The sequence below is a fragment of the Mesobacillus maritimus genome, from assembly GCF_023715205.1.
Classification (GTDB): Bacteria; Bacillota; Bacilli; order Bacillales; family Cytobacillaceae; genus Mesobacillus_B; species Mesobacillus_B maritimus_C.
On record NZ_JAMBNR010000001.1, the window covers coordinates 58,759 to 83,739 of the forward strand.

General features: G+C 38.3%; 24 protein-coding genes, 1 tRNA gene and 1 riboswitch. Of the genes, 18 read left to right on the plus strand and 7 right to left on the minus strand.

Annotated features, from left to right (window positions below; genetic code table 11):
• The first annotated feature begins 3 nt into the window (after window positions 1-3).
• The 10 genes from M3182_RS00265 to M3182_RS00310 all read left to right on the plus strand — a co-directional run bounded on the left by M3182_RS00265 (window position 4) and on the right by M3182_RS00310 (window position 10,326).
• Window positions 4-369, plus strand: coding sequence for a nitrogen fixation protein NifZ (locus M3182_RS00265; RefSeq protein ID WP_251555697.1), 366 nt, complete (start codon window positions 4-6; stop codon window positions 367-369).
• Window positions 359-1,507 carry an acyl-CoA dehydrogenase family protein gene (locus M3182_RS00270; RefSeq protein WP_251555698.1) on the plus strand — a complete coding sequence of 383 codons (1,149 nt, stop codon included), beginning with the start codon at window positions 359-361 and terminating at the stop codon, window positions 1,505-1,507. Before M3182_RS00265 ends, M3182_RS00270 begins: the two co-directional genes overlap by 11 nt.
• Window positions 1,508-1,525: 18 nt before the next feature.
• Window positions 1,526-2,701 carry an acyl-CoA dehydrogenase family protein gene (locus tag M3182_RS00275; protein WP_251555699.1) on the plus strand — a complete coding sequence of 392 codons (1,176 nt, stop codon included), beginning with the start codon at window positions 1,526-1,528 and terminating at the stop codon, window positions 2,699-2,701.
• Window positions 2,702-2,736: 35 nt separating this feature from the next.
• Window positions 2,737-4,266, plus strand: coding sequence for an acyl-CoA carboxylase subunit beta (locus M3182_RS00280; RefSeq protein WP_251555700.1), 1,530 nt, complete (start codon window positions 2,737-2,739; stop codon window positions 4,264-4,266).
• Window positions 4,267-4,301: 35 nt separating this feature from the next.
• A complete protein-coding gene (gene menE / locus M3182_RS00285) occupies window positions 4,302-5,819 on the plus strand; it encodes an o-succinylbenzoate--CoA ligase (RefSeq protein ID WP_251555701.1) in 1,518 nt (505 codons plus the stop codon).
• Between the two features lie 14 nt (window positions 5,820-5,833).
• The gene (locus M3182_RS00290; protein ID WP_251555703.1) at window positions 5,834-6,271 is read left to right on the plus strand and encodes a MaoC/PaaZ C-terminal domain-containing protein; all 438 of its coding nucleotides are present in this window, start codon (window positions 5,834-5,836) and stop codon (window positions 6,269-6,271) included.
• A gap of 20 nt (window positions 6,272-6,291) precedes the next feature.
• A complete protein-coding gene (locus M3182_RS00295) occupies window positions 6,292-7,839 on the plus strand; it encodes an AMP-binding protein (protein WP_251555707.1) in 1,548 nt (515 codons plus the stop codon).
• An 88-nt stretch (window positions 7,840-7,927) separates the two neighbouring features.
• The gene (locus M3182_RS00300; RefSeq protein ID WP_251555709.1) at window positions 7,928-9,283 is read left to right on the plus strand and encodes an acetyl-CoA carboxylase biotin carboxylase subunit; all 1,356 of its coding nucleotides are present in this window, start codon (window positions 7,928-7,930) and stop codon (window positions 9,281-9,283) included.
• A 63-nt stretch (window positions 9,284-9,346) separates the two neighbouring features.
• A complete protein-coding gene (locus M3182_RS00305) occupies window positions 9,347-10,123 on the plus strand; it encodes an enoyl-CoA hydratase/isomerase family protein (RefSeq protein ID WP_251429669.1) in 777 nt (258 codons plus the stop codon).
• A gap of 129 nt (window positions 10,124-10,252) precedes the next feature.
• Window positions 10,253-10,326 (plus strand) — tRNA-Arg (locus M3182_RS00310).
• 78 nt (window positions 10,327-10,404) lie between these two features.
• Here M3182_RS00310 and M3182_RS00315 read toward each other — a convergent pair.
• Complete coding sequence (locus tag M3182_RS00315) at window positions 10,405-11,223, minus strand: GDSL-type esterase/lipase family protein (RefSeq protein ID WP_251429667.1); 819 nt, start codon at window positions 11,221-11,223, stop codon at window positions 10,405-10,407.
• Window positions 11,224-11,447: 224 nt separating this feature from the next.
• Here M3182_RS00315 and M3182_RS00320 point away from each other — a divergent pair, with 224 nt between their 5' ends.
• Window positions 11,448-11,864: an acyl-CoA thioesterase gene (locus M3182_RS00320; protein ID WP_251429665.1), complete on the plus strand. Its 417-nt coding sequence runs from the start codon at window positions 11,448-11,450 to the stop codon at window positions 11,862-11,864.
• 210 nt (window positions 11,865-12,074) lie between these two features.
• The gene (gene sigH / locus M3182_RS00325) at window positions 12,075-12,788 is read left to right on the plus strand and encodes an RNA polymerase sporulation sigma factor SigH (protein ID WP_432806596.1); all 714 of its coding nucleotides are present in this window, start codon (window positions 12,075-12,077) and stop codon (window positions 12,786-12,788) included.
• A gap of 73 nt (window positions 12,789-12,861) precedes the next feature.
• Here sigH and M3182_RS00330 read toward each other — a convergent pair whose 3' ends face one another.
• Window positions 12,862-13,098, minus strand: coding sequence for a helix-turn-helix domain-containing protein (locus M3182_RS00330; protein WP_251429663.1), 237 nt, complete (start codon window positions 13,096-13,098; stop codon window positions 12,862-12,864).
• Window positions 13,099-13,437: 339 nt separating this feature from the next.
• Here M3182_RS00330 and M3182_RS00335 point away from each other — a divergent pair, with 339 nt between their 5' ends.
• Entirely contained in the window at window positions 13,438-13,674 is a 237-nt protein-coding gene (locus tag M3182_RS00335) for a hypothetical protein (RefSeq protein WP_251429661.1), read from the plus strand.
• A gap of 40 nt (window positions 13,675-13,714) precedes the next feature.
• On the opposite strand, the gene M3182_RS00340 is transcribed toward M3182_RS00335, so the two are convergent.
• On the minus strand, window positions 13,715-15,400 hold the full coding sequence (locus M3182_RS00340; RefSeq protein ID WP_251429659.1) for a glycoside hydrolase family 55 protein: 1,686 nt from the start codon (window positions 15,398-15,400) through the stop codon (window positions 13,715-13,717).
• An 81-nt stretch (window positions 15,401-15,481) separates the two neighbouring features.
• Window positions 15,482-15,583: riboswitch (TPP riboswitch) on the plus strand.
• 72 nt (window positions 15,584-15,655) lie between these two features.
• On the opposite strand from M3182_RS00340, the gene thiM reads away from it, so the two are divergent.
• From thiM to M3182_RS00360, 4 genes are all read left to right on the plus strand, one after another.
• Window positions 15,656-16,465: a hydroxyethylthiazole kinase gene (gene thiM, locus M3182_RS00345; protein WP_251429657.1), complete on the plus strand. Its 810-nt coding sequence runs from the start codon at window positions 15,656-15,658 to the stop codon at window positions 16,463-16,465.
• Window positions 16,452-17,261 carry a bifunctional hydroxymethylpyrimidine kinase/phosphomethylpyrimidine kinase gene (gene thiD / locus M3182_RS00350; protein WP_251555711.1) on the plus strand — a complete coding sequence of 270 codons (810 nt, stop codon included), beginning with the start codon at window positions 16,452-16,454 and terminating at the stop codon, window positions 17,259-17,261. Before thiM ends, thiD begins: the two co-directional genes overlap by 14 nt.
• Window positions 17,262-17,296: 35 nt before the next feature.
• Window positions 17,297-17,962 carry a thiamine phosphate synthase gene (thiE, locus tag M3182_RS00355; RefSeq protein ID WP_251429653.1) on the plus strand — a complete coding sequence of 222 codons (666 nt, stop codon included), beginning with the start codon at window positions 17,297-17,299 and terminating at the stop codon, window positions 17,960-17,962.
• A 113-nt stretch (window positions 17,963-18,075) separates the two neighbouring features.
• A protein-coding gene (locus M3182_RS00360) for an IS3 family transposase (protein ID WP_432806679.1) occupies window positions 18,076-19,409 on the plus strand; the annotation gives its coding sequence in 2 pieces (ribosomal slippage) (window positions 18,076-18,486 and window positions 18,489-19,409; 1,332 coding nt in all).
• A gap of 70 nt (window positions 19,410-19,479) precedes the next feature.
• On the opposite strand, the gene M3182_RS00365 is transcribed toward M3182_RS00360, so the two are convergent.
• The 4 genes from M3182_RS00365 to M3182_RS00380 all read right to left on the minus strand — a co-directional run bounded on the left by M3182_RS00365 (window position 19,480) and on the right by M3182_RS00380 (window position 22,986).
• Window positions 19,480-20,454, minus strand: coding sequence for a bile acid:sodium symporter family protein (locus M3182_RS00365; RefSeq protein ID WP_251429651.1), 975 nt, complete (start codon window positions 20,452-20,454; stop codon window positions 19,480-19,482).
• Window positions 20,455-20,782: 328 nt separating this feature from the next.
• A complete protein-coding gene (gene yhfH / locus M3182_RS00370; RefSeq protein ID WP_251555714.1) occupies window positions 20,783-20,896 on the minus strand; it encodes a protein YhfH in 114 nt (37 codons plus the stop codon).
• A gap of 68 nt (window positions 20,897-20,964) precedes the next feature.
• Window positions 20,965-22,044 carry a DUF3231 family protein gene (locus M3182_RS00375; protein ID WP_251429647.1) on the minus strand — a complete coding sequence of 360 codons (1,080 nt, stop codon included), beginning with the start codon at window positions 22,042-22,044 and terminating at the stop codon, window positions 20,965-20,967.
• Window positions 22,045-22,101: 57 nt separating this feature from the next.
• The gene (locus M3182_RS00380; RefSeq protein ID WP_251429646.1) at window positions 22,102-22,986 is read right to left on the minus strand and encodes a YitT family protein; all 885 of its coding nucleotides are present in this window, start codon (window positions 22,984-22,986) and stop codon (window positions 22,102-22,104) included.
• A gap of 222 nt (window positions 22,987-23,208) precedes the next feature.
• Here M3182_RS00380 and M3182_RS00385 point away from each other — a divergent pair, with 222 nt between their 5' ends.
• Entirely contained in the window at window positions 23,209-24,963 is a 1,755-nt protein-coding gene (locus M3182_RS00385) for a SulP family inorganic anion transporter (protein ID WP_251429644.1), read from the plus strand.
• Window positions 24,964-24,981 lie beyond the last annotated feature (18 nt).

Below are 24,981 nucleotides of genomic sequence, written 5' to 3' on the forward strand. Positions count from 1 at the left end.
ACAATGGCAATTGTAAAGCTGAAAGATATTGCTCAATCACGGTCGGGAGATAAAGGGAATATTGTCAATGTTGGTGTATTTGCTCCTAATCAAGCAATCTATCAAGTGTTCCTTGAACAATTAACACCTGAAAAAGTGAAAGAACATTTTGCAGGACTTGTGAAAGGAGAAGTAGTTCGTTACGAATTACCGAATATCTTTGCTCTTAATTTTGTTTGTAAGGAAGCCCTTGATGGGGGAGGGTCCTCTTCAACCCGCTTAGACAATCTCGGGAAATGTTTTGGTTCGAATATGCTTCGATTGGAAATTGAAGTGGATGATTATTTGTTAAAAGATTTGAACAATGAGGTGAGCAATCATGCCATATGAGCCATATTTTACGGAAGAACACGACCAATTGCGCAGAGTTATTCGAAAGTTTGTGGAAAAAGAAATTCTTCCATTTGTTGATGAATGGGAAGAACAAGGCGAGTTTCCGCGTTCAGTGTTCATAAGAATGGGAGAGTTAGGCTTTTTGGGGTTACATTATCCTGAAGAAGTGGGTGGTCAAGGTGGCGATTATTTTTCGGGAATCATTCTAGCAGAAGAATTGAATAAATGTGGCTGTGGAGGGCTACCAATGGCAATTGCAGTTCAAACAGACATGGCCACTCCTCCAATTTTTAAATTTGGAACAAAGGATCAGCATGAACGGTTTTTAAAACCAGCAATCCAAGGGAAAAAGATTGCTGCGATTGGGATTACGGAGCCAAATAACGGTTCTGATGTAATGGGAATACAGACAAGAGCACGACGGGAAGGAAACGAATGGGTAATAAATGGAACCAAAACGTTTATCACGAATGGGACTCGGGCTGATTTTGTAACCTTAGTAACAAGAACATCGGACGACCCAGGTCCAAAAGGAATCAGCCTTTTTCTAGTAGAGACAGACAGACTAGGATTTTCTGTTGGCAAGAAGCTCGATAAAGTTGGAATGCGTTCGTCAGATACGGCTGAACTAATTTTTGACAATGTTCGGGTTCCTCACGAAAACCTATTAGGAGAGGAAGGAAAAGGTTTTTATCAAATTATGTGGCAATTACAAGGAGAGCGAATGATTGGTGCCGCCGGTGCCATCGGGGGTGCAGAGTATGCGTATGAATTGGCATTAAATTACGCGCAAACTCGTGAAGCGTTTAATCAACCGATTGGAAATTTCCAAGTGATTGCCCATCTTCTTGCTGAGATGAAGACCGAGATTGAAGTTTGTCGTGAACTAACATATGCAACCGCTTACCGCTTTTCGAATGGCGATGTAGCACCTAAGGAAATCAGCATGACAAAATTAGCTGCAGCACAAATGGGGCATTGGGTTGCAGATCGGGCACTCCAAATTTTTGGTGGAAATGGTTACATGGCAGAATATCCGATTGAGCGGGCTTGGAGAGATAGTCGATTACCGCGTATTGGCGGGGGAACGGATGAAATTATGAAAGAAATCATTTCGAAGCAAATTGGTATTTAACAGGAAGGAAGGGATAATATGAGCCACTGGATATTTTCGGAAGAACATCAAATGTTTCGGAAAGCAGTCCGGTCTTTTTTAGAAAAAGAAGTTGAACCTAATATTGAGTTATGGGAAAAAGAAGGTGAAACTCCCCGAAGCCTTTACAAAAGAATGGGGGAATTAGGCTATTTAGGAATTAAGTTCCCTGAGGAATATGGAGGCAGTGGTCTGGACTTAATCATGGAGGCAGTTTTTACTGAGGAACTTTCCCGCTCAGGATCAGGTGGTGTTGGTGCTGCGATTGGTGCCCATACAACCATTGCAATGACGAATATTTGGAGATATGGAAACCACGAACAAAAGCTAAAATACCTTGTTCCGGGTATTAAAGGGGAAGCAATCTCTGCCTTAGCCGTTACCGAACCAGGCGGTGGATCAGATGTAGCTAATATTAAAACCACTGCCAAAAGAGATGGGAACTATTACGTTCTTAATGGTCAAAAAACGTTTATTACAAATGGGGTTAACGCTGATTATGTGATTGTCGCAGCAAAAACAAGAGAAGAACCTACCCATCGTAATATTAGTTTGTTTATTGTTGAAACCAACTCAGAAGGTTATTCAGTCGGCAAAAAGCTCAAAAAATTAGGGTGGCGCTCCTCAGATACAGGTGAACTATTTTTTGAGAATGTAAGAGTGCCAAAAAAGAATCTAATCGGAACCGAAAATGAGGGTTTCCGATATATTATGCAAAATTTCCAGTATGAAAGAATGACCTTGGCTTTAGGATGTATCGGGGTGGCAGAAAAAGCGCTTGAACTAGCAATTAAATATAGTAAGGAAAGAATTCAGTTTAAAAAACCCCTTTCTGAATTTCAAGTTCTTCGCCATAAAATGGTTGATATGGCGGTGGATATTGAGAAGGCAAGGAATATCACATATCGTGCTCTCTACCTGTATAACAGCGGGAAAGATTGTGTGACTGAAGCGACAATGGCCAAAGTTTACGCCTCTGAAATGTTGAATCGGGTAACCGACCAGGCACTTCAAATCCATGGTGGCAATGGCTATATGATGGAATATTCAATCCAAAGACTTTGGCGTGATGCTCGAATCCAGACAATTGGGGGCGGCACAACACAAATCATGAATGAAATATTAACGAAGCAATTAGGAATACTTTCCCGACCTAATAAATTACAAACTCAATAAGCAATTAGGATATTAAAAATAAAGGATGTGCTGATATGGAACGTGAACAAAGAATTCTGGCAGAAAGAGAGCGAATTCAAAAAGGTGGGCCTGACCATGAAAAATTAAAAAAAATTGGAAAGTTATTTGTCCGAGATCGTTTAAAACTTTATTTTGATCATGAAGAACCTTTCTATGAAACAGGTTTGTTTGCAAATGCGAATAAAGAAAAGCTGCCAGCAGATGGCGTTGTCACAGGCACGGGAAAGATTAATGATCGGTTAGCGTTCTTTATGGCGAGTGATTACACAGTAAAAGCAGGTAGCATGGGGAAATATCATAGTGAAAAAATCTTGCGGATTCAACAAGCAGCTATACGTGGGAAACGGCCGATTATTTACATGATAGATTCCTCCGGGGGACGAATCGATGAAGCAGGTGGGTACCATGTAGAAAAATACTCTGGTGGTAGAATTTGGTATAATCATAGTTTACTTTCAGGACGGGTACCTCAAATAGCTGTTCTTTATGGACCATGCTTTGCAGGAACAGCTTATATGCCTGTATTCTCTGATTTTTGTATTATGGTCGATAAGATCTCGGGAATGGCTATTGCGTCTCCAAGGATGGTTCAAATGGCAACAGGACAAAAAGTTGATATTGAGGAGCTGGGCGGAGCTACGATGCACGCGACAAAAAGTGGTTCAGCAGACTTTATTGCAAAATCGGAAGAGGAGGCTGCTGAGATTGTAAAAAAACTCTTATCCTATTTGCCAGATTCATATGATGCAAAAACACCGGAGTTTGCGCCTATTGAGCCTTCAAGAGATCCAAGTGAGATCGATAAGATCATTCCAAAGGAACCAAACCGTGCTTATGATGTTCGTAAATTAATAGAGGCAATTGTCGATGGTGAAAGTTTCCTAGAAGTCAAAGCAAATTATGCTAAGGAACTTGTAACTGGTTTTGCTCGGTTAAATGGAAAGACCGTGGGGATCGTAGCAAATCAGCCAATGCAAAAAGGTGGAGCAATCTTCCCTGAGTCTTCAGATAAAGGGGCAAAGTTTGTCTGGACTTGTGATGCCTATAATATCCCACTTCTATACCTATGTGATACACCAGGTTTTATGGTGGGGACAAAAGTAGAGCAGGAAGGGATTTTACGAAAAGGCCGCAACTTTATCTTTGCTAGTTCGAGTGCAAACGTGCCAAAGATGTGTGTCATTGTCCGCAAAGCTTATGGTGCTGGAATCTATGCAATGGCTGGTCCAGCATACGAACCGGATACAACAATTGCTTTGCCATCTGCAGAAATTGCCATCATGGGACCAGAAGCGGCCGTAAATGCTGTTTACTATAATAAAATTCAGGCGGTTGAAAATCCTGAAGAGCGGGCGGAATTAGTAAATAAATTAAGAGAAGAGTATAAAGCGGGTTATGACATTGTCAAACTGTCAAGCGAGCTAGTAGTTGACGATTTGGTAGTCCCAAGTGAACTAAGGAAAGAGCTAATAAGTCGTTATGAAACTTTTGAAAACAAAGATATGCCCCTTCCTAGTAAAAAACACTCAACGATTCTAAGTTAAGAATAGAATCTTACTCTTATGGGAGTTGATAAAGAATGGGAACAGGGATTGGAAACTGGCTGGTAAAACATAGTAAAGTTCGACCCGAGACTTTAGCACTTATTTACAATGATCGAAGGTTTACTTATGTTGAACTGAATGAAAGGGTTAATATGTTAGCAAATGCATTCCTACAAATTGGCATAAGGAAAGGGGACCGAGTAAACGCCCTGTTATTAAATACAAATGAAATGATTGAGTCGATGTTTGCTTGTGCAAAGATTGGTGCCATACTTGTCCCGATTAATTTCCGGCTAAGTGTAGATGAAGTTCAATATATTGTAAACGACTCCCGAGCTTATCATTTTATCTATGACGGAAGAATGAAACCATTAATAGATAAACTTAGGTTGATAGAAACAAGTATCCAAACCTTTATTCATGTAGGCAGTCAACCTCACCCAGAGGATGCTGTCTACGAGGAGTTACTAACGAATGCTTCAATATCTGAGCTGGAGTTCGATGTTAAACTAGATGACGTCCATTTAATGATGTATACATCTGGTACAACAGGTAGGCCAAAGGGTGCGATGCTTACTCACGGGAATACTCAGTGGAATGCGATTAATTCGATTCACAGTACCCCATTTGATCATACAGATATTACTTTGTCAGTAGCGCCATTATTTCACATTGGTGGGATGAGCGTTTTTACAACACCGTTATTGTATAAAGGTGGGACGGTCATTTTAGATGATGTATTTGACCCAGTTAGGATTATGCAAAAAATACATGATGAGAAAATAACTTGTCTTTTCCTAGTACCTGCAATGTGGCAAGCGCTAATGAATGTTCCAAACTTTGAAAGTTATGATATCTCCTCGCTTAGGTTTGCTGTATCTGGAGGAGCTCCATGCCCAATAACAGTCATTGAGTTTTTTCAGTCTCGGAATATCCCTTTTTATGAAGGTTTTGGTTTAACCGAAACAGCTCCGTTTGTCAGTATTCTCGATAAGGAAAATACCTTGCGTAAAAACGGGTCCGTCGGGAAAGAACCTATGCACACTTCTGTACGGATTGTGGATCCGAATGGCCGTGATGTTCCTCCAGGTCAAGTTGGGGAATTAATTGTAAATGGGCCGAACGTGATGGCAGGATATTGGAATAAACCGGAGGAGACACAGGAGGCAATTAAAAATGGTTGGTTCTACACTGGGGATTTAGCAAAATTTGATGATGAAGGGTTTATATACATTGTTGATCGGAAGAAAGATATGATTATCACTGGTGGGGAAAATGTTTATCCAATTGAAATTGAACAAGTTTTATATCGACATCCAAATATTAGTGAAGTCGCAATAATCGGTTATCCAGATGAAAAATGGGGAGAATCGATTAAAGCAGTGGTAGCTTTAAATGACCAAAGTAAAACTCTATCTGTAGTAGATGTCGCGGCATATTTAGAAGGAAAGATTGCTAGGTTTAAGATTCCGAAGCAGGTAGAAGTAGTGGACGCATTGCCACGAAATGCAACCGGCAAAATCCTAAAAACGGTTTTACGTCAAAAACCTTAAGAGGGGGAATAAAAGTGTACGATAAGTATTTTGAATATTTCGAAATAGGAGAGAGATGGAAGTCTAGAGGTAGGACTATTACGGAAACTGACTTGGTCATGTTTTCTGCGTTAACAGGAGATTATTATCCGCTCCATACAGACATTGAATATGCCAAAAACACACCTTTTAAACAAAGAATAGCTCATGGAATGTTAGTGCTCTCATTTGCAACAGGTCTGACTAAAATGGATCCAGATATCATTGTCGCAAACTACGGTATTGATAAGCTACGTTTTATTAAACCAGTATTTATTCACGATACTATCCATGTAGAGTTAGAAGTATTAGATCTGCAAGACAAAGGGAACGGTACAGGGGTTGTAAAGGTTAAACAAACAACGGTCAAACAAACCGGAGAAGAATGTATAGTTGGGATTGCCAAAGGTTTAGTGAAAAAAGAAAAAATTTAAGGGTGGAGGGAAAAGATGGCATGCAGAACCTAATTAATCGGGTTGCGATTGGAGATATCATTAGGAGAAATGCATCAAGATTCCCTGAGAAAATAGCCATTGTGGATGGTTTACGAGAAATTACTTATCAAGAATTGGATGAACTGACGAATCAATTTGCCAACTTTTTATTAAATTCAGGTTTTAAAAAAGGGGATACGATTGCCTCTATTTGCGGAAATTCATGGGAATACGTAGTAGCATTTAATGGGATTGCCAAAGCAGGACTCATTTGGGTTCCGATGAACCCAGGTATTTCAGTTGCTGAAAAGCTCTATATCTTAAAGCAGGTTGAAGCAAAAATGATACTTGCAGACGCTCCTTTTGTTGAGAATGATTTACAAGAAATAAAACAGGTTTGTTCAAACATCATGAGTGTTAGAGGCAACCTAGGAGATACAAACACTTTCTTATTAGCCTTAGACGGACAGTTGAAAAAAGAGCCGATTGTTGAAATCCAAGATCGAGATGTTGCTCAAATCATGTTTACAAGTGGTACGACCGGAAACCCAAAGGGAGTCATGACAAGTCATATTGCGGTCTATATTGCAAGTTTAGGAAATATTATTGAATCTGATTTCAGTGAAGATGAAGTTATATTAACCATGATGCCATTATTCCATTGTGCACAACATACGTTCACAATGTCTGCTTTGCACAGAGGAGCAAAAAGCATCATCATTAATGGTTTTGAACCAGAAACCTTAATGAAAACAATTGATACACAAAAAATCACGAATATGTTTGCTCTTCCTATGATGTACAAAATGATTCTTGATCACCCAAAACGTTCACAATATGATCTTAGTTCGTTAAGAAGATGTACCTATGCAATGGCACCAATGGATAAAAAGTCATTACAGCGATGCATCAATGAAATTTGTCCGAATTTTGCCCTAGGAACGGGGCAAACAGAAATGTACCCCTCAACAATGGTGTTTAGACCGGAAGAACAATTACGCCGTTTTGGTTCCTATTGGGGCACTTCTTCCCTTATTAATGACACAGCCATCATGGATGATGACGGGAACATTCTGCCAAAGGGAGAAGTGGGGGAAATTGTCCACCGTGGGGCAAATGTGATGAACGGGTATTTTAAAAATCCAGAAGAAACAGCTAAAGCTCAGGCCTTTGGATGGCATCATACAGGAGACTTAGGTTACTGGGATGAAGATGGTCAATTAGTGTTTGTTGACAGAAAAAAAGACATCATCAAAACGGGTGGGGAAAATGTGGCTTCCATAAAAGTAGAAGGCACACTTTTAATGCATGATGATGTGGCCAATGCAGTCGCTGTTGGTTTGCCACATGAGCACTGGGCCGAAGCTGTAACGGCATTTATCGTTTTAAAACCCGGGCGCACTAGTTCTGTAGAAAAAATCATCGAGCATTGCAAGCAACATTTGGGTGGATTTCAAGTGCCAAAATCGGTCATTTTCCTAGAACAATTACCAATGACGGCAACTGGAAAAATCCAAAAACATGTTTTACGCAAAAAATACGAAAATCATTATCAAGTAATCAACTAATTGTAAACGCTTTTCTAATGGGCGACCGTCAGAAGTGAGTATATTATTTTGACGGGTGCCCTATTTAGTTTGAAGGGAGATAATTCTAATGTTTTCAAAGATCTTAATTGCGAACCGTGGTGAGATCGCGGTCCGCGTCATTCGTACTTGTCAAAAGCTTGGAATAAAAACGGTCGCAGTCTATTCAGAGGCAGATACTGATGCACTTCACGTCCAAATGGCAGATGAAGCCTATCTTATTGGTGGAGCAAGGGTAAATGAAAGTTATTTAAACATGGAAAATATAATAGAGGTTGCAAAGCAATCGGGAGCTGAGGCCATTCATCCAGGTTATGGTCTATTATCTGAGAATGCTAGTTTTGCAATGGAGTGCGAACAAGTAGGGATTACTTTTATTGGCCCATCTCCTGATGTCATAAGCAAGATGGGAAGCAAGATTGAGGCCAGAAAAACGATAGAGGAAGCGGGCCTCCCGATTGTTCCCGGTATTGCCTATCCATTATCGGATGCTGAGGAAGCTTCGATGATAGCAAGTCAAATTGGATTTCCAGTTATGTTAAAGGCATCCGCAGGTGGTGGTGGCATCGGAATGCAAATTGCTCATAATGAAGAGGAAATGAAGAAGGCGTTTGCAGGAAATCAAAAGCGTGCGAACGATTTTTTTGGAGATGGCGCGATGTATGTAGAAAAGTTTATTGAAAATCCAAGGCATATTGAAATACAGCTTTTAGCGGATAATAGCGGGAATGTCATCTATTTATGGGAACGAGAATGTTCAATTCAACGCCGTCATCAAAAGGTCGTTGAAGAAGCTCCATCACCATTTCTCGATGAAATAACAAGAAGGAAGATGGGGGAAGCAGCTGTTACAGCTGCCAAAGCTATTGGTTATAAAAATGCAGGAACCATTGAGTTTTTAGTAGATGAACACAGAAATTTTTATTTTCTCGAAATGAACACTCGACTTCAAGTAGAGCACCCTGTGACAGAAGAAATTACGGGCTTGGATTTGGTAGAATGGCAATTAAAAATTGCTTCAGGCGAGCCGTTGACTCTGCAACAATCAGAAGTAAAAAGAGAAGGTCATGCGATCGAAGTCCGAATATATGCCGAGGATCCAAAAACCTTCTTTCCTTCACCAGGACAAATTAGTAAGTTACAAGTACCTACAGGAGAACGAGTTCGTAATGATTTAGCAGTACATGAAAAGTCAAAAGTGACTCCTTTTTACGACCCAATGATAGCCAAGTTAATTGTGAGTGGGGAAAACAGAGAGCAGGCAATTCAAATTCTAGAAAAAGCCCTTAAGGAGTATACCATTGAGGGAATTAAAACAAATATTCCAATGTTACAGGACGTGGTTGGACACGTTGCGTATAAACAAGGCCGGACTACAACAAATTTTGTTGCCGAATATATTCAAACAAAGAAAATTAAACAGTAGGGGCGGAGAAATGAGAGATCAAGTAATAAACCACAAGTATTTCTAAAAGAGGGGGAATGAAGGATGGAACAGCCTGTATTATATCGGAAAGAAGGCCATAAAGCATATATTACGTTTAATCGACCCGAGGCGATGAACGCAATGACGCCTGAAGGGTTTGAAATGCTTGGAGATTATTTTCTTAGAGCTCAAGATGATGATGAGGTTCGTGTCATTATTCTAACAGGTGCGGGTGAAAAGGCATTTTGTTCTGGCGCCGACTTAAAACAGACAATCCCACAAATTATGGAAGGAAAAGTGGATCCGGAAAAGACAGATGCAGCGATGCTAAAGAATACTCCTGTATGGAAGCCTATCATTTCAGCTGTGAATGGTTTTTGCCTTGCAGGTGGAACTGAAATTCTACAAGCAACCGACATTCGAATTGCCACTGAAGATGCTCGCTTTGGCTTACCGGAACCAAAGTGGTCTATTATGGCTGCAGCAGGGTCACTTGTCCGCTTAGTAAGGCAAATCCCATATTGCCGGGCAATGGAAATTTTACTCACAGGCGAGCAATTCTCCGCTCAAGAAGCAAAAGAAATGGGTCTTATTAATAAAATAGTTCCTAAAGAAAACCTTCTGGAAGAAGCAGAGAGATACGCGAATATTATCTGTAAAAATGGTCCAATTGCAGTTCAAAGTACAAAGAAAGCGGTTTTACGTTTATTAAATCACCCAATGGACATTGGTTTTAGAGAAGAGTGGAGTTATTCACGAGATGCATTTACGAGCGAAGATGCGAAAGAGGGTATTCGTGCATTTATTGAAAAAAGGTCTCCTGAGTTTAAAGGACAATAAAGGAAAAGGCGAACAGTGTGAATCTGTTCGCCATTAAATAGAGTAAAAAGATTAAATTACTATTCTGCCCAAATTTATCCTTGAAAATTTTTAAATTGCATTTTATAATAATATAGTCGTTAAGAAAATGTCTCAGTAGCTCAGTAGGATAGAGCAACAGTTTCCTAAACTGTAGGTCGGGGGTTCGAATCCCTTCTGGGACGTAAAAAAGCTGTATTTACTTTATTGTAAATACAGCTTTTTTTATTCATTACACCCAAAAAAAGGAAGGGTGTGTGAGATTATACAGCTTGCTTCCGATATTCTTTTGAAAACTGTATCATCATTTGTTCTGTGATTGCGGCATATCCAGCTGAGTTTGGGTGAACACCATCTTCCGAAAGGTGTTGAGGGTTTTTACTATTGATTACTTTTGTCGTTTGAACAACAATGGATGTGGGAATTGTCTGGGCAACTTCATAAATTTTAACATTCCATTTTGGCAATAGCGTATCCGCTAGATCAGAAAATTGATGATCCGCTGGTAATGGATTGTAGAGTTCCAAGAACACAATTGTTGCTCTTGGATTTATTTCATTAATTTTTTTTGTAATGTCAGCTAAATTTTTTGTGAAAATGGATTGCAGTGTATCAAAAGAATTAATAGCTTTAGAATAATCTTTTTGTTTGGCTGTTTTTAACACATCATTCCCACCTATATTTACGGTAATGATATCGGCTTTCTTTATTTGATCGTTAAAAGCCCCTTTTTGAATCATTTCATTTAAACTTGTACTCGTTATTCCATTTTTTCCTTCATTTATATAATGAACGGTCTTGTTAATTTCTTGTCCTAATTGATCAGAGAACTTGTACACTAAGTTTTCAGTTTCTTCTACACCAAACCCATGAATAACAGAGTCCCCAAGAGCAAGATGATTAATCTCACCTTTATCAAATTGACGATAATAATCTAAATATGTCTCACTACTCATATCTCTGCCAACTTCCCTTGTTTCATCTTGCAGTTTTTGAATTTGATAATGGGGGTAATATATCCAAAAAGCAGAGATAATGACAGTGGAAATTATGATGAAAAAGATATATTTTAGCGTCTTCATAATGAAAATCTCTCCTTTATGTTTAAATATTATATCAAGAGAAATTTAACAAATACCTAGGTAGTATTTTCCTGTAAATAAAAAAACATGCAGGATAGAACAAAATTCTATTCTTAGCCGACATTTTGAAATCAGTTAAAAAACTCAATTCGTTTTACAAAAAAAGAAGGTTTTTTCATTTTGAAGACGAATAACAAAGAATAAAGGAATATGGGGGAAAAACCATGGCTTATTCAGAAATGAAAATTGTCGCAAAAACCAACAAAGCGCACGTAAATAATGTTTTGTTGTTTGAATACTTAGACCAAGCGCGCCAAGATTGGTACCGTTTTAGTATTAAAACTGGTGTGGAATCAGTGGTTGTCCATGCAGGTGTAAGTTATAAAAAAGAAGTATTTAATCATAATCAACTTTTGATTCAAACGACATTGGATCGGATTGGAAATACTAGTTACACGTTAAAGCAGAACATGATCAATCATTTAAATGAACTCGTTGTAACAGCTGAAGTCGTGTTAACGACGATCAATCGCCAAACTCGAATGAAGGTAAACGTACCAGAAGCATTTCATACGTTACTAAAAGAAAATATCAATTTAAATACTAGCCAAATACCAAATATACTTTCAATAAAAGAATAGAAAAAAAGAATAGAACAATATTTTTTTACTTTTATACCAAAAATCGTCCGAGGAAATTCGACAAATTCATTAAATACAAAACAACAAACGCTGCCAAAGTGTTTGTTTTCTTTTTATACTTTTTGGTTTCTACCGATTCGTGTAAAAAAAAGTCGATAAGTTTAAATTCCTTTTATGCCCAGTCTACGTTACTATTAAAATATATGTCAGGTGTTCATACTTTTAGGAATAGTTTGGAACATCAAATCAAATAATATTGTCGGAGGTAACAGTGTGAGTGTGGTCATCAAAGAAAAACTGATGCAAGATTATGCCGAATTGAATGATGAAATTTTAGTCCAGCTGTTCCAAGATGGTGATGGAGAGGCCTCAGAATATTTAATGAGGAAATACCGTAGTTTTGTTCGTGCAAAAGCGAGTCGATATTTTCTAATTGGTGGGGAACGAGAAGATATTATTCAAGAAGGAATGATCGGGCTTTATAAGGCAATACGAGATTTTAGAGTAGACAAGCTGTCTTCTTTTAAAGCGTTTGCAGAACTTTGTATTACGAGACAAATTATTACAGCAGTTAAGTCTGCAACTCGCCAAAAACATGGGCCACTAAATTCCTACATCTCATTAAATAAACCTATTTATGAAGAAGAGTCCAATCATACGCTGATGGATGTGATTACCGGTCCGACAAATATGGACCCAATGCAAATGATCATTGATCAGGAAAAGGCGAGTGATTTGGAGCGAAAAATGTCAGAAAAGTTGAGTGATTTAGAAAAGCGAGTTTTGGAATTGCATATCGCAGGCCATTCTTATGTTGAAATTTCTCAGAACGTAAATACCCACGTTAAATCAATCGACAATGCCTTACAACGAATAAAACGGAAAATGGAACGGTATTTAGAAAGAAAAGAAGCAGTGCTCTAATTGCTAGGAACAAAGGGGAGATGGAGTTGCGTTTAAATGCAACTCTTTTTTTTACGCAAAAAATACCGCAGCATCACATAAATGGCGGTATGCCTTCTCCCAGGCTTTTGATTATAGCTGCGATAGACTGAATTTGACTTTCATCGAGGTCAAAAGCTTCTTTCACTTTTTTTTCCAAATCCTCAGTTACTCTTCTTTTTCCGACTTCTACTAGTGCGATTAAGGCATAGCTGCAATTTACAATTCTAGCAAAATCTCGTTGGTTTAAATTATGGCTCTTTCTCAAGAACTTAATAATCTCTTTGTTCAAGCATACCACACCCTTCTTACAATATATTTAAATTAACTTATACAATGAATGTTGTCAAAGTGTTTTTGGTAGAAAAAAATAAGTTAGGAGAATTCATATTAAAATCTAGGAAGGTTAATATTAACCTATTGGATTCTTCAAGGTCATCACGAGCAAACAGACAAATATTAAGTAATGTTAATATGTATAAGCCTGATTTTCAGGGATTTATTTACATTTGAAATGGTGAATCCATAGACTGTATAGAAAAGTGTTTAAAAAGGTCATTTTAAACAAATCAGTGTAAGGGTTCACATACATGTTGATGCTGTTAACCATACACTATTGGAGGTGAAGGGGTTGCAGTGGGGGAAAGTTGGTCTTGCTGTTGTTGTACTCAATTTGTCAGTTTATTCCATAATAGCCGAACATCAATTTGCTTTCACCTGGACACAAATTCTTATTGCGATATTAATATTTATTCTCGGCTATGCTGAATATAAGGAAGAAAAAATGATTTCTGGTATGTTCGCGATGGCATTAGGGGCGATCCTGATTTTGTTATTATTCGGTACGTTTTTTGTTATTAGGGCTTAAGAGATAGGGTGACCTTTCCTAGCCACCCCACTTAGCACAACTATTTAAATGAATGATCGGGTTCGTTATTGATTAAAACGGGTGTAGTATACCCTTTAAATGAAGCATTCATGATCTTTAATGGACGCTTAGCAGCTTTAAGAGCGTGCTTGCCATTTACAGCTATTGCTGTGAAATCCTCTACGCTCACGTACTTTACATTTTTACCAATATCTAATGAAATTGGTGCTGAATCTTCTACTATTATATTTTTTAAATATACTTGATCAGCATGTTGGTGACCACCAAAGACTCGAATATCCGTACTACCTGTTTTGAAACCTCGACTATAGACGTTCTTTAAACATATGTTTCGAGCTTTATATTGGATCGCAATAATCGGATTTTTTTTATAATCATAATTTTTTTTACCGATTAGCGTAAAGTGGTTCACAATTACATGAACATACGCTGATATGACCATCGCTCTAGGTGTGGAATTTTCATATAAATCGGTAAACATCGGTTCAATGCTAATAAGATTAGTTGCACGAATATAGAAGGCTGTTTTTGAATTTGGGTCAGTACTCTTGTGATGGCCGATGTGGCGGAAGTTGTAACTTCGATTATCATGAATGGAGAGATGACCGATGATTTGGACATTGTTTCCGGCAGATGAGTTATGATGGGCTTTCACTTCAACCCCACCAAAACATCGTGTAGTCGAGTTATTAACAAGCCAAACATTTTTTGATCCATCATCCACTTCTATTCCATTTGAATTGGAATAGCCTTTCTTGTGAGCACGACCGCTCGGATCACATAAATGGGAGTTGGAAATCAAGATATACTCACTATGATGAGTTGTGATACCATCATCGCCAAACCCGTAGGCATTTAATTGATCAAGCCATATATATTTACTGCCACCACGAGCCTTATTGCCATCACCAGAATAATCATATAATGTTGCAGAAACATCAAAACCATGAAGACCAGCATTCATTGCTTCTACATCTTTGACCCAACCGTAAGTAACATTTGCATACGTTAAACAACTTGAATGATTTCCCCATGTACATGTTTTTATCGCTTCTCCAAACCTTTCGACATTCCAATCCAAACTCATTCCCTCAATAAAAACATGATGGTTCCCACGCCAATGGTTCATATTGGTTACTAACCTTGTTCCTTTCGACGCCTGATCATGTAATTTCAAAATGGTTTTTCCTTTCCCAGCGCCAACAAGGTGGGTCCATGAGGGAAGGCGAATTCCTTTTGTCACAAAAATCCCTTCCGGAATGATGACTTTTACTTGACCAAGTCCAATTGCTTTAATAAATGCTTTAGTACAATCTGTTTTCCCGTCCCCGACGGCACCAAAATCGGTTACGTTTACTTCTTTTTTGAGCTGAGAAAGCAATTGTTGATGTTCATTATCCAGGTCCAGTTTCCAGTCTGGAAAAATAAAATCATGTTCATTAATTATTGTTTTATTCGTCGAAAGTTGAGGGTCCGCTGTATTCGCCAAACACAAGCGCGCAAAACTTACAGCTAATTTTCGGAACAATGTTGCGGTCGATGGTCGAGGCTCAGGTTGTATGCTTTTTATAGGTTGATGAATCAGTTTTGAAAAAGCTTGATCTGTATCCGAAACAGCGCTTTTAATTTGTGGCTTATAATAAGACAATTGCTTAATTAAGGCAGCATTCTTGAGCGGGTTATGTTTGCGACCTAGTTGAAGCATGTAATTCCCACCTTTAATAAAACAGACATTTTAAACTTTACAGATTATTCATTTATAGCTATGATAATATAAAATGAATAAGAACACTACTAGGGGTGCCGTTTGGCTGAGAGGAAAGAAAATTTCTAACCCTTTGGACCTGATCTGGATTATACCAGCGGAGGAAAGTAGTCAAAAACAAAGCTCTTATGTTTTTAACTATAAAGCCAGGTCCATTTAGGATCTGGCTTTTATCAATTTTTAGGAGGAGTACAGATGAGTTTTATCCCAATTCTAAGAAAAGTAAGACAACAAAAACCGCTAATACATAATATTACCAATGTTGTAGTGACTAATTTTACCGCAAATGGACTGCTAGCGCTAGGAGCTTCTCCAGTAATGGCATATGCAGTAGAGGAAGTGGCTGAAATGGCCCAACTCGCTGATGCATTAGTATTAAATATTGGTACATTAAATTCAAACATTGTGGAATCGATGATCATTGCTGGAAAAGCAGCTAATGAAAAAGGTGTTCCAGTCATACTTGATCCCGTTGGAGCTGGGGCGACATCTTACCGAACAAAAACGGCGGAACGGATTTTAAATGAAGTGAATGTCTCAGTAATACGAGGGAATGCTGCGGAAATTGCCAATGTCGCCGGTCAAAGTTGGAGAATAAAAGGAGTTGACAGCGGAGGAGAACAAGGGAATGTTGTTAAATTAGCGCAGACCACTGCCCAAAAATTCAATATGGTTGTTGCAATTACTGGACAAGAAGACATTATTTCGGATGGTATAAGAACCAATATTGTAAAACATGGACATATTCTGTTGACACAAGTGACAGGAGCAGGTTGTTTATTGACGTCAATTGTTGGTGCATTTAATGCTGTTGAGCAAGATAGGTTGACTGCCACAACAGCTGCTATAACTTATTTTGGTATTGCTGGAGAAAAAGCAGCAATGATGACAGATTCGGTTGGCCCAGGAAGCTTCCAAATCGAACTCTTGAATCAATTATCAGCTAGTAATCTAGAAGATTGGACAACTACTCATTTAGGAGGGACCAAGATTGAAACCGTATAAAGCTTTGACAATTGCAGGATCAGATAGTGGAGGAGGAGCTGGTATCCAAGCGGATTTAAAAACATTTCAGGAACTACATGCGTATGGAATGACAGCCCTTACTGCAGTAACGGCTCAGAATACACTTGGAGTTCAAGATGTCTATCCTTTATCTGCGAAAATGGTTCAGAAGCAAATTCAATCTGTAGGAGAGGATATCGGGGTTGACGCATTAAAAACTGGCATGCTTTTTAATGCTGAAATTATTACTGCTGTAGCAGAGTCAGTTCGCTATTATAACTGGAATCAGCTTGTTGTGGATCCTGTAATGATTGCCAAGGGAGGGGCTTCTCTACTTTTAAAACAGGCTGTAGACGCGTTAAAAAAAGAGTTACTACCATTGGCTATGGTGGTTACACCCAATATCCCTGAAGCAGAAGTATTAACAGGAATAAATATACGCACAAATATAGACAAGCAGGACGCAGCAAAACGAATATTCAATATGGGGGCTAAACATGTCATTATTAAGGGGGGGCATGATGAAGATTCTTCAGAATCGGCAGATCTTCTATATGACGGAAGTGAGTTTACACTGTTCACAAATAAAAGGATTCCTACAAATAATACACATGGAACGGGTTGTACCTTCTCGGCTGCTATCACGGCTGAATTAGCAAAAGGGGCTACGGTAAAAGAAGCTATATCAACAGCTAAACACTATATTCAGGCAGCCATCGAAAATCAAATATTCATTGGACAAGGGCATGGACCAACAAACCATTGGGCCTATAAACAGCTTGTTAGAGAAAGATAGAAACATAGAAACTTTATCGAAGGGATCGTTTTGGTATGAAGCAAACAGAAAAACAGAGAATAAGCGAGTTCCTACAAGTTTATTTTATTATGGGAAGTGTCAATTGTACAAGAGCTCCTGAAGAGGTACTGAAAGAAGCGATAGATGGGGGCATCACGATGTTTCAATTTCGTGAAAAAGGAAATGGTTCGCTTCAAGGACAAAGAAAGCTTGAGCTAGCGCTCAAATTAAAACAAATTTGTCACAATTATAATATACCGTTTATTGTAAACGATGATATTGACCTTGCTCTAAAAATTGATGCAGATGGTGTACACATCGGGCAGGAAGATGAGTCTGTTGAATTGGTACGAAAAAGAATCGGAGATCGTATCTTAGGAGTATCAGTCCACCAGTTATCAGAGGCTGAAGAGGCCATAAATAAAAGAGCAGATTATTTTGGGGTAGGTCCTGTGTATCCCACAAGTACGAAAACTGACGCGAAACCGGTTCAAGGTGTTTCTTTCATCGAGGAATTGAGAACGAATGGATTTCAAGTTCCAATTGTGGGGATTGGTGGAATTTCGGCCAATAACGCATCTGCTGTTACGCATGCAGGTGCAGATGGGGTCTCAGTCATAACAGCGATAACCAATGCCAATAACATTCAGACAGAGGTTAAGAAGTTAAAGTCAGCTGTTCGCAAAGGGTTAGTCTACTAAACAAACCGCCTGTAGTTCTAAACTGTACCCTGTGTAGTAGACACTTTAAAAAAGTCCACTGCACAGGGTCTTTTTATGTAGAATAGATAATAAATGGGGACGGGAGAACAACTATGAGTAAAAAATTATTCACGGCAAAAGAAATTCAAATACTTTCTAAAAATACATATGTCAAATCAGTATCCTCAAAGGGGATTACTTATACTGATGAGTTCAAGGAGCTATTCATAACACAAAATGAACAGGGAAAGACGCCTAGAGAAATTTTTGATAAGTGTGGTTTTGATGAAGAAGTCATTGGTATTGACCGTATTCGTTCTTCAGGAAAAAGATGGCGTGAAGCCTATCGTAAGAATGGAGTGCTTGGCCTTCGTGATACAAGGCCCGGAAACACAGGTAGACTAAGGGATCGAGAGCTTTCCATTGAAGAAAAATATGCAAGGTTAGAGGCAGAAACTAACCTTTTGAAAGCAGAGAACGAACTATTAAAAAAGATACGATTCGCCGAAAGGGGGATGAAGAAGAAATAAAGTTATCGGCTGACCAGAAATTCAACCTTATTCATACCGTCATCGAGAAGTACACTCTAACAAGGATGGTTTCCCACCTCTGTAAAGTCGCTGGTGTATCCCGACAGGGTTACTATAACTACTTTTCATCCAAACAAGTTGAGAGAAGGAAGGATCAGGAGAATAAGGATGAATCCCTACGGGACCTGATTTTAAAAGCATACAATTTCAAGAACCGTAAGAAAGGGGCTCGCCAAATTAAGATGGTATTGGCAGGTCAGTTTAGTGTTGTCTTCAATCTTAAGCGAATCAGAAGAATCATGAAGAAGTACGGAATTGAGAGTCCTTTTAGGAGAGCGAATCCCTATAAGCGCATCATGAAGGCTACCCAGGAGCACAAGGTCGTCCCGAACCTGCTTAACAGGGAATTCAAACAGGGCATCCCATACAAGGTCCTTCTTACTGATATCACCTACCTATATTTCGGAAAAGGAAAAAGGGCTTATCTATCAACCATTATTGACGCTTCCAGCAATGAAGTCTTAGCTCATCAGGTCTCTGATCGAGTTACTCTTGATATCGCCACGGATACGCTTAAGAAGTTAAGGAAAAACAGGAGAATCAAACTGACTAAAGGGGCCTATATACATTCTGATCAGGGAGGTCACTATACCAGCCCTGTTTATCAAAAGCTGGTGAAAAAATTCAGATTGGGACAATCCATGTCTAGGAGGGGGAACTGTTGGGACAACGCCCCACAGGAATCATTCTTTGGTCATTTTAAAGACCTGGCTGATATAAAATCATGTGAAACCTTGCAAGAGCTTAAACAAGAAGTGAAAGCTGCCATTCACTACTACAATCACTACAGATATCAATGGAATATGAAAAAGATGACCCCTGTTCAATACAGAGATCATCTACTTAAAGTAGCCTAGCCTTTTTTAAACATGTCCTTTACAAGGGGTACAGTTTAGTTCACAGGCGGTTTGTTTATGGTTGTTAAATTTATACTTTTACATTTGTCTCGTTGTTTGAAGGTGCTTTGTTTGTTTGAATTTCTGCTTTCTTTCCCCAGTAATTAGCGAGCAGCGAGCCTGAAACATTATGCCAAACACTAAAAATGGCACCTGGCACTGCAGCAAGTGGAGAGAAATGGGCTGTTGCTAAAGCAGTAGCAAGACCAGAATTTTGCATTCCAACTTCTATGGAAACTGCTTTTTGATCAGCATAGTTCATTTTTAAAAGTTTTGCTGCAAAGAAACCTAAAACGTAACCGATGAGATTGTGTAAAATAACAACAGCTAAGATTAATAGTCCGCTTTCGAGAATTTTTTCTTTGCTTCCACTTACAACAGCTGCAACAATTCCAACGATTCCGATAACAGAAACTAGCGGTAAGGCTTTTATACTTTTTTCAACTTGCTTCTTGAATAACGCTTTAACTAACAGCCCTAATACAATTGGCACTAATACCATTTTAACAACAGACATAAACATATCAGCTGCTGAAACTGGTAACCATTGACTAGCTAGTAAAAGCGTAATAGCTGGTGTTAATATCGGTGCTAAAAGAGTTGAAACTGAAGTAATTGAAACGCTCAAAGCTGTATTTCCACGTGCTAAAAAAGTCATAACATTTGAAGATGTTCCTCCAGGGCAGGTTCCAACAAGGATTACCCCTACAGCAATTTCAGGAGGAAGTCTAAGAAGATGAGCTAATCCAAAAGCAATTAAAGGCATCAATACATATTGTGCAGCAACACCAATTAACACAAACTTAGGATGACTAAATACTTCTTTGAAATCATTCGCGGATAATGTCATCCCCATACCAAACATGATGATTCCGAGTAATACGGAGATATAAGCTCCTATCCACGTAAAGCCTTGTGGGAAGAGGAGAGCAAGAGCTGCAAATAATAAAACCCAGTAAGCAAACGTATTTCCAGCAAATACGCTCACCCTCTCTAATGTTTTCACTTGATGTTTCCCCCTTATAAAAAATATAAATTTCATTATACTCGGAAAATTATAATTTTCAATATATTTTAATTATAAAAATAATCATGTCCATAACTTTTAAATAATATGGTTGAAAAAAATTAATTGTGAATCTCTAATTCAACTAAAGTAAAAATCTGCATGTAATGGAGAGTGATAAGCATTTATGGTAAAAATCATCTTTTAAAAAACTTCAGAACCAAAAGAATTCATTTGTTCCAATAAGGATACTTTATTAATAAAAAACGCAATCTGTTATACAACAAAAAAATAAACCTCCTCATAGTTGAGGAGGTTTGGTTGAGTTTTAATCATCATGACTACAGATACAGCGCTCGCATTCGTACAAAAAGGACTCCTGCTTTTCTTCAATCTTACATCCACATTCACGGCATTCTTTTACAGTCGGATTCATTATCATTAAATATTCCCCCAGTCGGTTTGTTGTTAAATTCAGTGTACTATAACAGATTGCAAAAATCAATACTGTTATATAAAAAATAAAAAATAAAAAAGCAATGGTCCTTTTATTAGGGCCATTGCTAAGCTTTTACCCTTTTGCCAGATCATTTCGATCAGCAGAAAGTGGGGGTTGTTCAAGCCATTTATCATGATGTTGGCTCCATCCTCCGAGTATTTCAAAACCTCTACCATGATCCGGGAGTAGTCCATAACTAAATCACTTCTTTGACTCTCAGATATTGAGACGCCGAAATTTCCAATTCCAGCGTAAATCTTTAAACTAAAATGAAACATCATCAATTTCTCCGAAAAGGGAGGATCTGTTGAAATAGTAACCTCTTGATCAAGGGACATTGGAATAGGCAGGGAATAATTTTCAAGATATGAACGAAAAACTTTAATATGCTTTATGGCAATTTCTTTACCACGTTGGAGATATTGACGCACCTTACCTGTTTTAGATGCTTGAATAAACCCTGTTGCACTACTTGAACCAAGGGTATTGGACTGAATATTTGCGTAAAGATTGGTAACCTCAGTTCCTGTAAGAGCCGGGCGCCTGCCTAATCTTTCTAACACGAAAAATTGCTTTTGAACAAACTCCACTTTCTCAGGATACGGGATGGTAGGTGGTCGTGTGGCAAGTCCTTTTTCTAAGAGAATCCTCGTCGCTTCCGTGTCTAATTCAGTGGACGATGTAATTCCTTTTGCGTAGAACGACCGAATATCATCTCGGTAAATATTCGGTAGCATCCTCCCATAGGTCATTAAACCTCCTTTTGCCATATTTTTAATGTATTGCAAATAAAAAATATCGGAAAAAAGGCGTTCCGCATTTAGGTTGACGTCTTCTTTTGTGAAACCTTGTGGAATTAGAATCTTTTCTTCTGTAAAAATACTCTTGATGATTTCAATATGTTGTTGTGAAAGGTCAAGGGCATGTAGGATTAACTTTTTAATATCTTGATCATCTATATGCTTTAGGTAATACTGAAATACACATATTGACATGCTGTCCGATAAATAAGTTGTCCATAAATAGGAAACCTCTGCAGCAGTTAGTTTAACGGATTTGTTACTATTTCCCAGTATCAGCACCTCCATCATAGAATTAATGTGACCAAATAAGGATTAGATATGACGAATAAAGTATTTGATAAATGTCTAATGTATATCTTTCTTTTTGAATTGACCTCCACGAACTTCCGCGATATCACCTATGGCTAGAAAGGCATCAGGGTCCCAGTATTGCACGATACGAGTTAGTTTTGATTCTTCAATACGGTTAATCACAACAAAAATTACACGTTTGTCATCCCCACTATAAGCACCAGTTCCTTGTAGAAAAGTCACTCCTCTACCTAACCGAGCATTGATGCTATCCGCAATTTCTTTTGAAAAGTCACTGATAATCCAAACTGATTTAGTCTGTTCGAAACCTTCTACAACTGCATCAATGGCTTTTGAAGCGATATAGTATGTTAGCAATGAGTACATGGCACGATCCCAAGTAAACACAAATCCTGCTGTACCAAGAATGAAGAAATTAAAAAACATAACAATATTCCCTACAGATAAAGGGGCCTTTTTACTGATTAAAATGGCGAGTATTTCCGTCCCGTCTAAGGCCCCTCCACTGCGAATTACTATACCGACTCCAATACCAATCAGCATCCCCCCGAAAACGGTTGCTAACAATACATCGTCTGTAAAAGCTTCAGCATGGTGCAGTATGACGGTAAAGAATGACAACATTGTAATGCCGTAGGTTGTAGAAATAGCAAAAGTTTTTCCGATTTGTTTGTAACCCAAATAAACGAAAGGAAGGTTTAAAAGAAAGAGGAAAACACCAAGTCGTAAGCCCGAAAGATGGGCAAGCATGATGGATATACCAGTAATCCCACCATCAACAACATAATTTGGAACCAAAAAAACCTCTAAACCTACAGCCATTAGCAATGCACCTAAGGTAATCAAAACGACTCTGGCAATCACTTTAATGAGCGAAAGTTTTGGATGTTCAATATTCTCTTCAACTGTGTTTTTCATAACATTCCTCCACAATTTCTCATTATGGACAACAATTATAAGTTGCATAACAAAACTAAAAGACTGTTTTCGGCTAGCATCCGATTTAATGTCATTAATGAACTTTTATAGGTTTGCTAAATAAAAACCTTTGACAGATTTTACAAACAGGTGTAGATTCATATAGTAGTATATTCAAATAATCAGATATATTAATATAAGGAGAACGGAGGATTTGTTGCTGTGTTGCAAAAGGGGTTTTTTCGTGGGAGATATAAGGGTTATTCCTTACAATCGCTTCAAAAAGATTTGATTTCTGGTATTGTTGTAGGGGTGATTGCCATTCCATTAGGGATGGCATTTGCGATTGCTTCTGGTGTAAAGCCTGAGTACGGTATTTATACTACGATTATTGCGGGAATTCTTATTTCGCTTTTTGGGGGGAGTAAATACCAAATTGGTGGCCCTACAGGAGCTTTCATCCCAATTTTGTTTGGTGTAGTAGTAACCTACGGATTTGAAAACCTCTTAATAGCTGGGTTTCTGGCTGGCTTGATCTTGGTGTTGATGGGTTTGTTTAGATTAGGCTCATTGATAAAATTTATCCCAAGGCCAGTTACAATAGGTTTTACATCAGGAATTGCTGTCATCATTTTCACTGGGCAAATCTCAAATTTCCTCGGTCTCACTGGAGTAGAGAAACATGAATTATTTCTTGATAACATGAGAGAAATTGTTATTCACCTTGATACGATGAATCCTTATAGTATTTTGACGGCTATAATTTGTTTGATTACGATTATTTTCACACCAAAGTTTTTTCCAAAGATACCGGGCCCATTAATTGGTCTATTAATTTCGACATTGTTGGCTAGCATGCTTTACCCTAATCAAGTTTCAACAATCGGATCAACCTATGGAGAAATTTCAAATACGCTACCTACGTTTTCATTCCCCGAAATTACATGGGAAAAGATTCAGTTGTTAATTCGGCCAGCATTTGTGATTGCAATTCTCGGTGCGATTGAGTCCTTATTATCAGCTGTTGTTGCAGACGGAATGACCAATAGCAAACACAATAGCAATCGGGAATTAATTGGGCAGGGAATTGCCAATATGGTAGCACCCTTGTTTTCAGGAATCCCGGCTACGGGAGCGATTGCGAGAACAGCAACAAACATTAAAAATGGTGCAGTATCACCATTCTCAGGAATCATACATGGAATTGTCGTTTTACTCGTTTTACTGATGTTTGCTCCATTTGCTTCAAAAATTCCATTAGCAAGCATGGCTCCTATCCTCATGGTTGTTGCTTGGAATATGAGTGAACGGCATGTCTTTTATCATTTATTAAAAACAAAAACAGCTGATTCACTTATTCTAGTGGTTACATTTTTATTAACAATCTTTGTGAATTTAACAGCAGCTGTTGAAGTAGGGCTTGTTTTAGCAGTGATTATATTTACGAAACGTATGAGTGATGTAATGGTGACAACGAAAGTGCTCCCGCACCCTAAAAATAAAAAAGTGGACAGTGATATCGTAACCAATAAACATGATTGTCCGCAGATTAGTATTTATAATGTAGAAGGACCACTTTTCTTTGGTGCGGCACAAACATTTGAACATTCAATCATGAGTACCATTCATTATAAACCAAAGGTACTCCTGCTAAGAATGGGAAAAGTTCCTTTTATGGATACAACTGGAGAAGCGAATTTTTCCAGCATTGTTCGTCATTTTTCTCAACATGGCATTGTTCTGATTTCTGGTATCCAACAACAACCTAAAGGACTATTAATAAAAACAGGTTTATTTGATATTATTGGTAAAGAGCACTTTTTCAATCATACAGGAGAAGCGATTGAATATGCTTTAAACCAAATTAATCAGCAGAAATGTTTAGGTTGTAAACATTTTGCGTTTAGAGAATGTAGAGCATTTTCGGATGTAAAGCAAGACTCAGTAGATAAACGACCAGTTGTAACTAGCTATTAGTTGAAAGAGGGGCAAAAG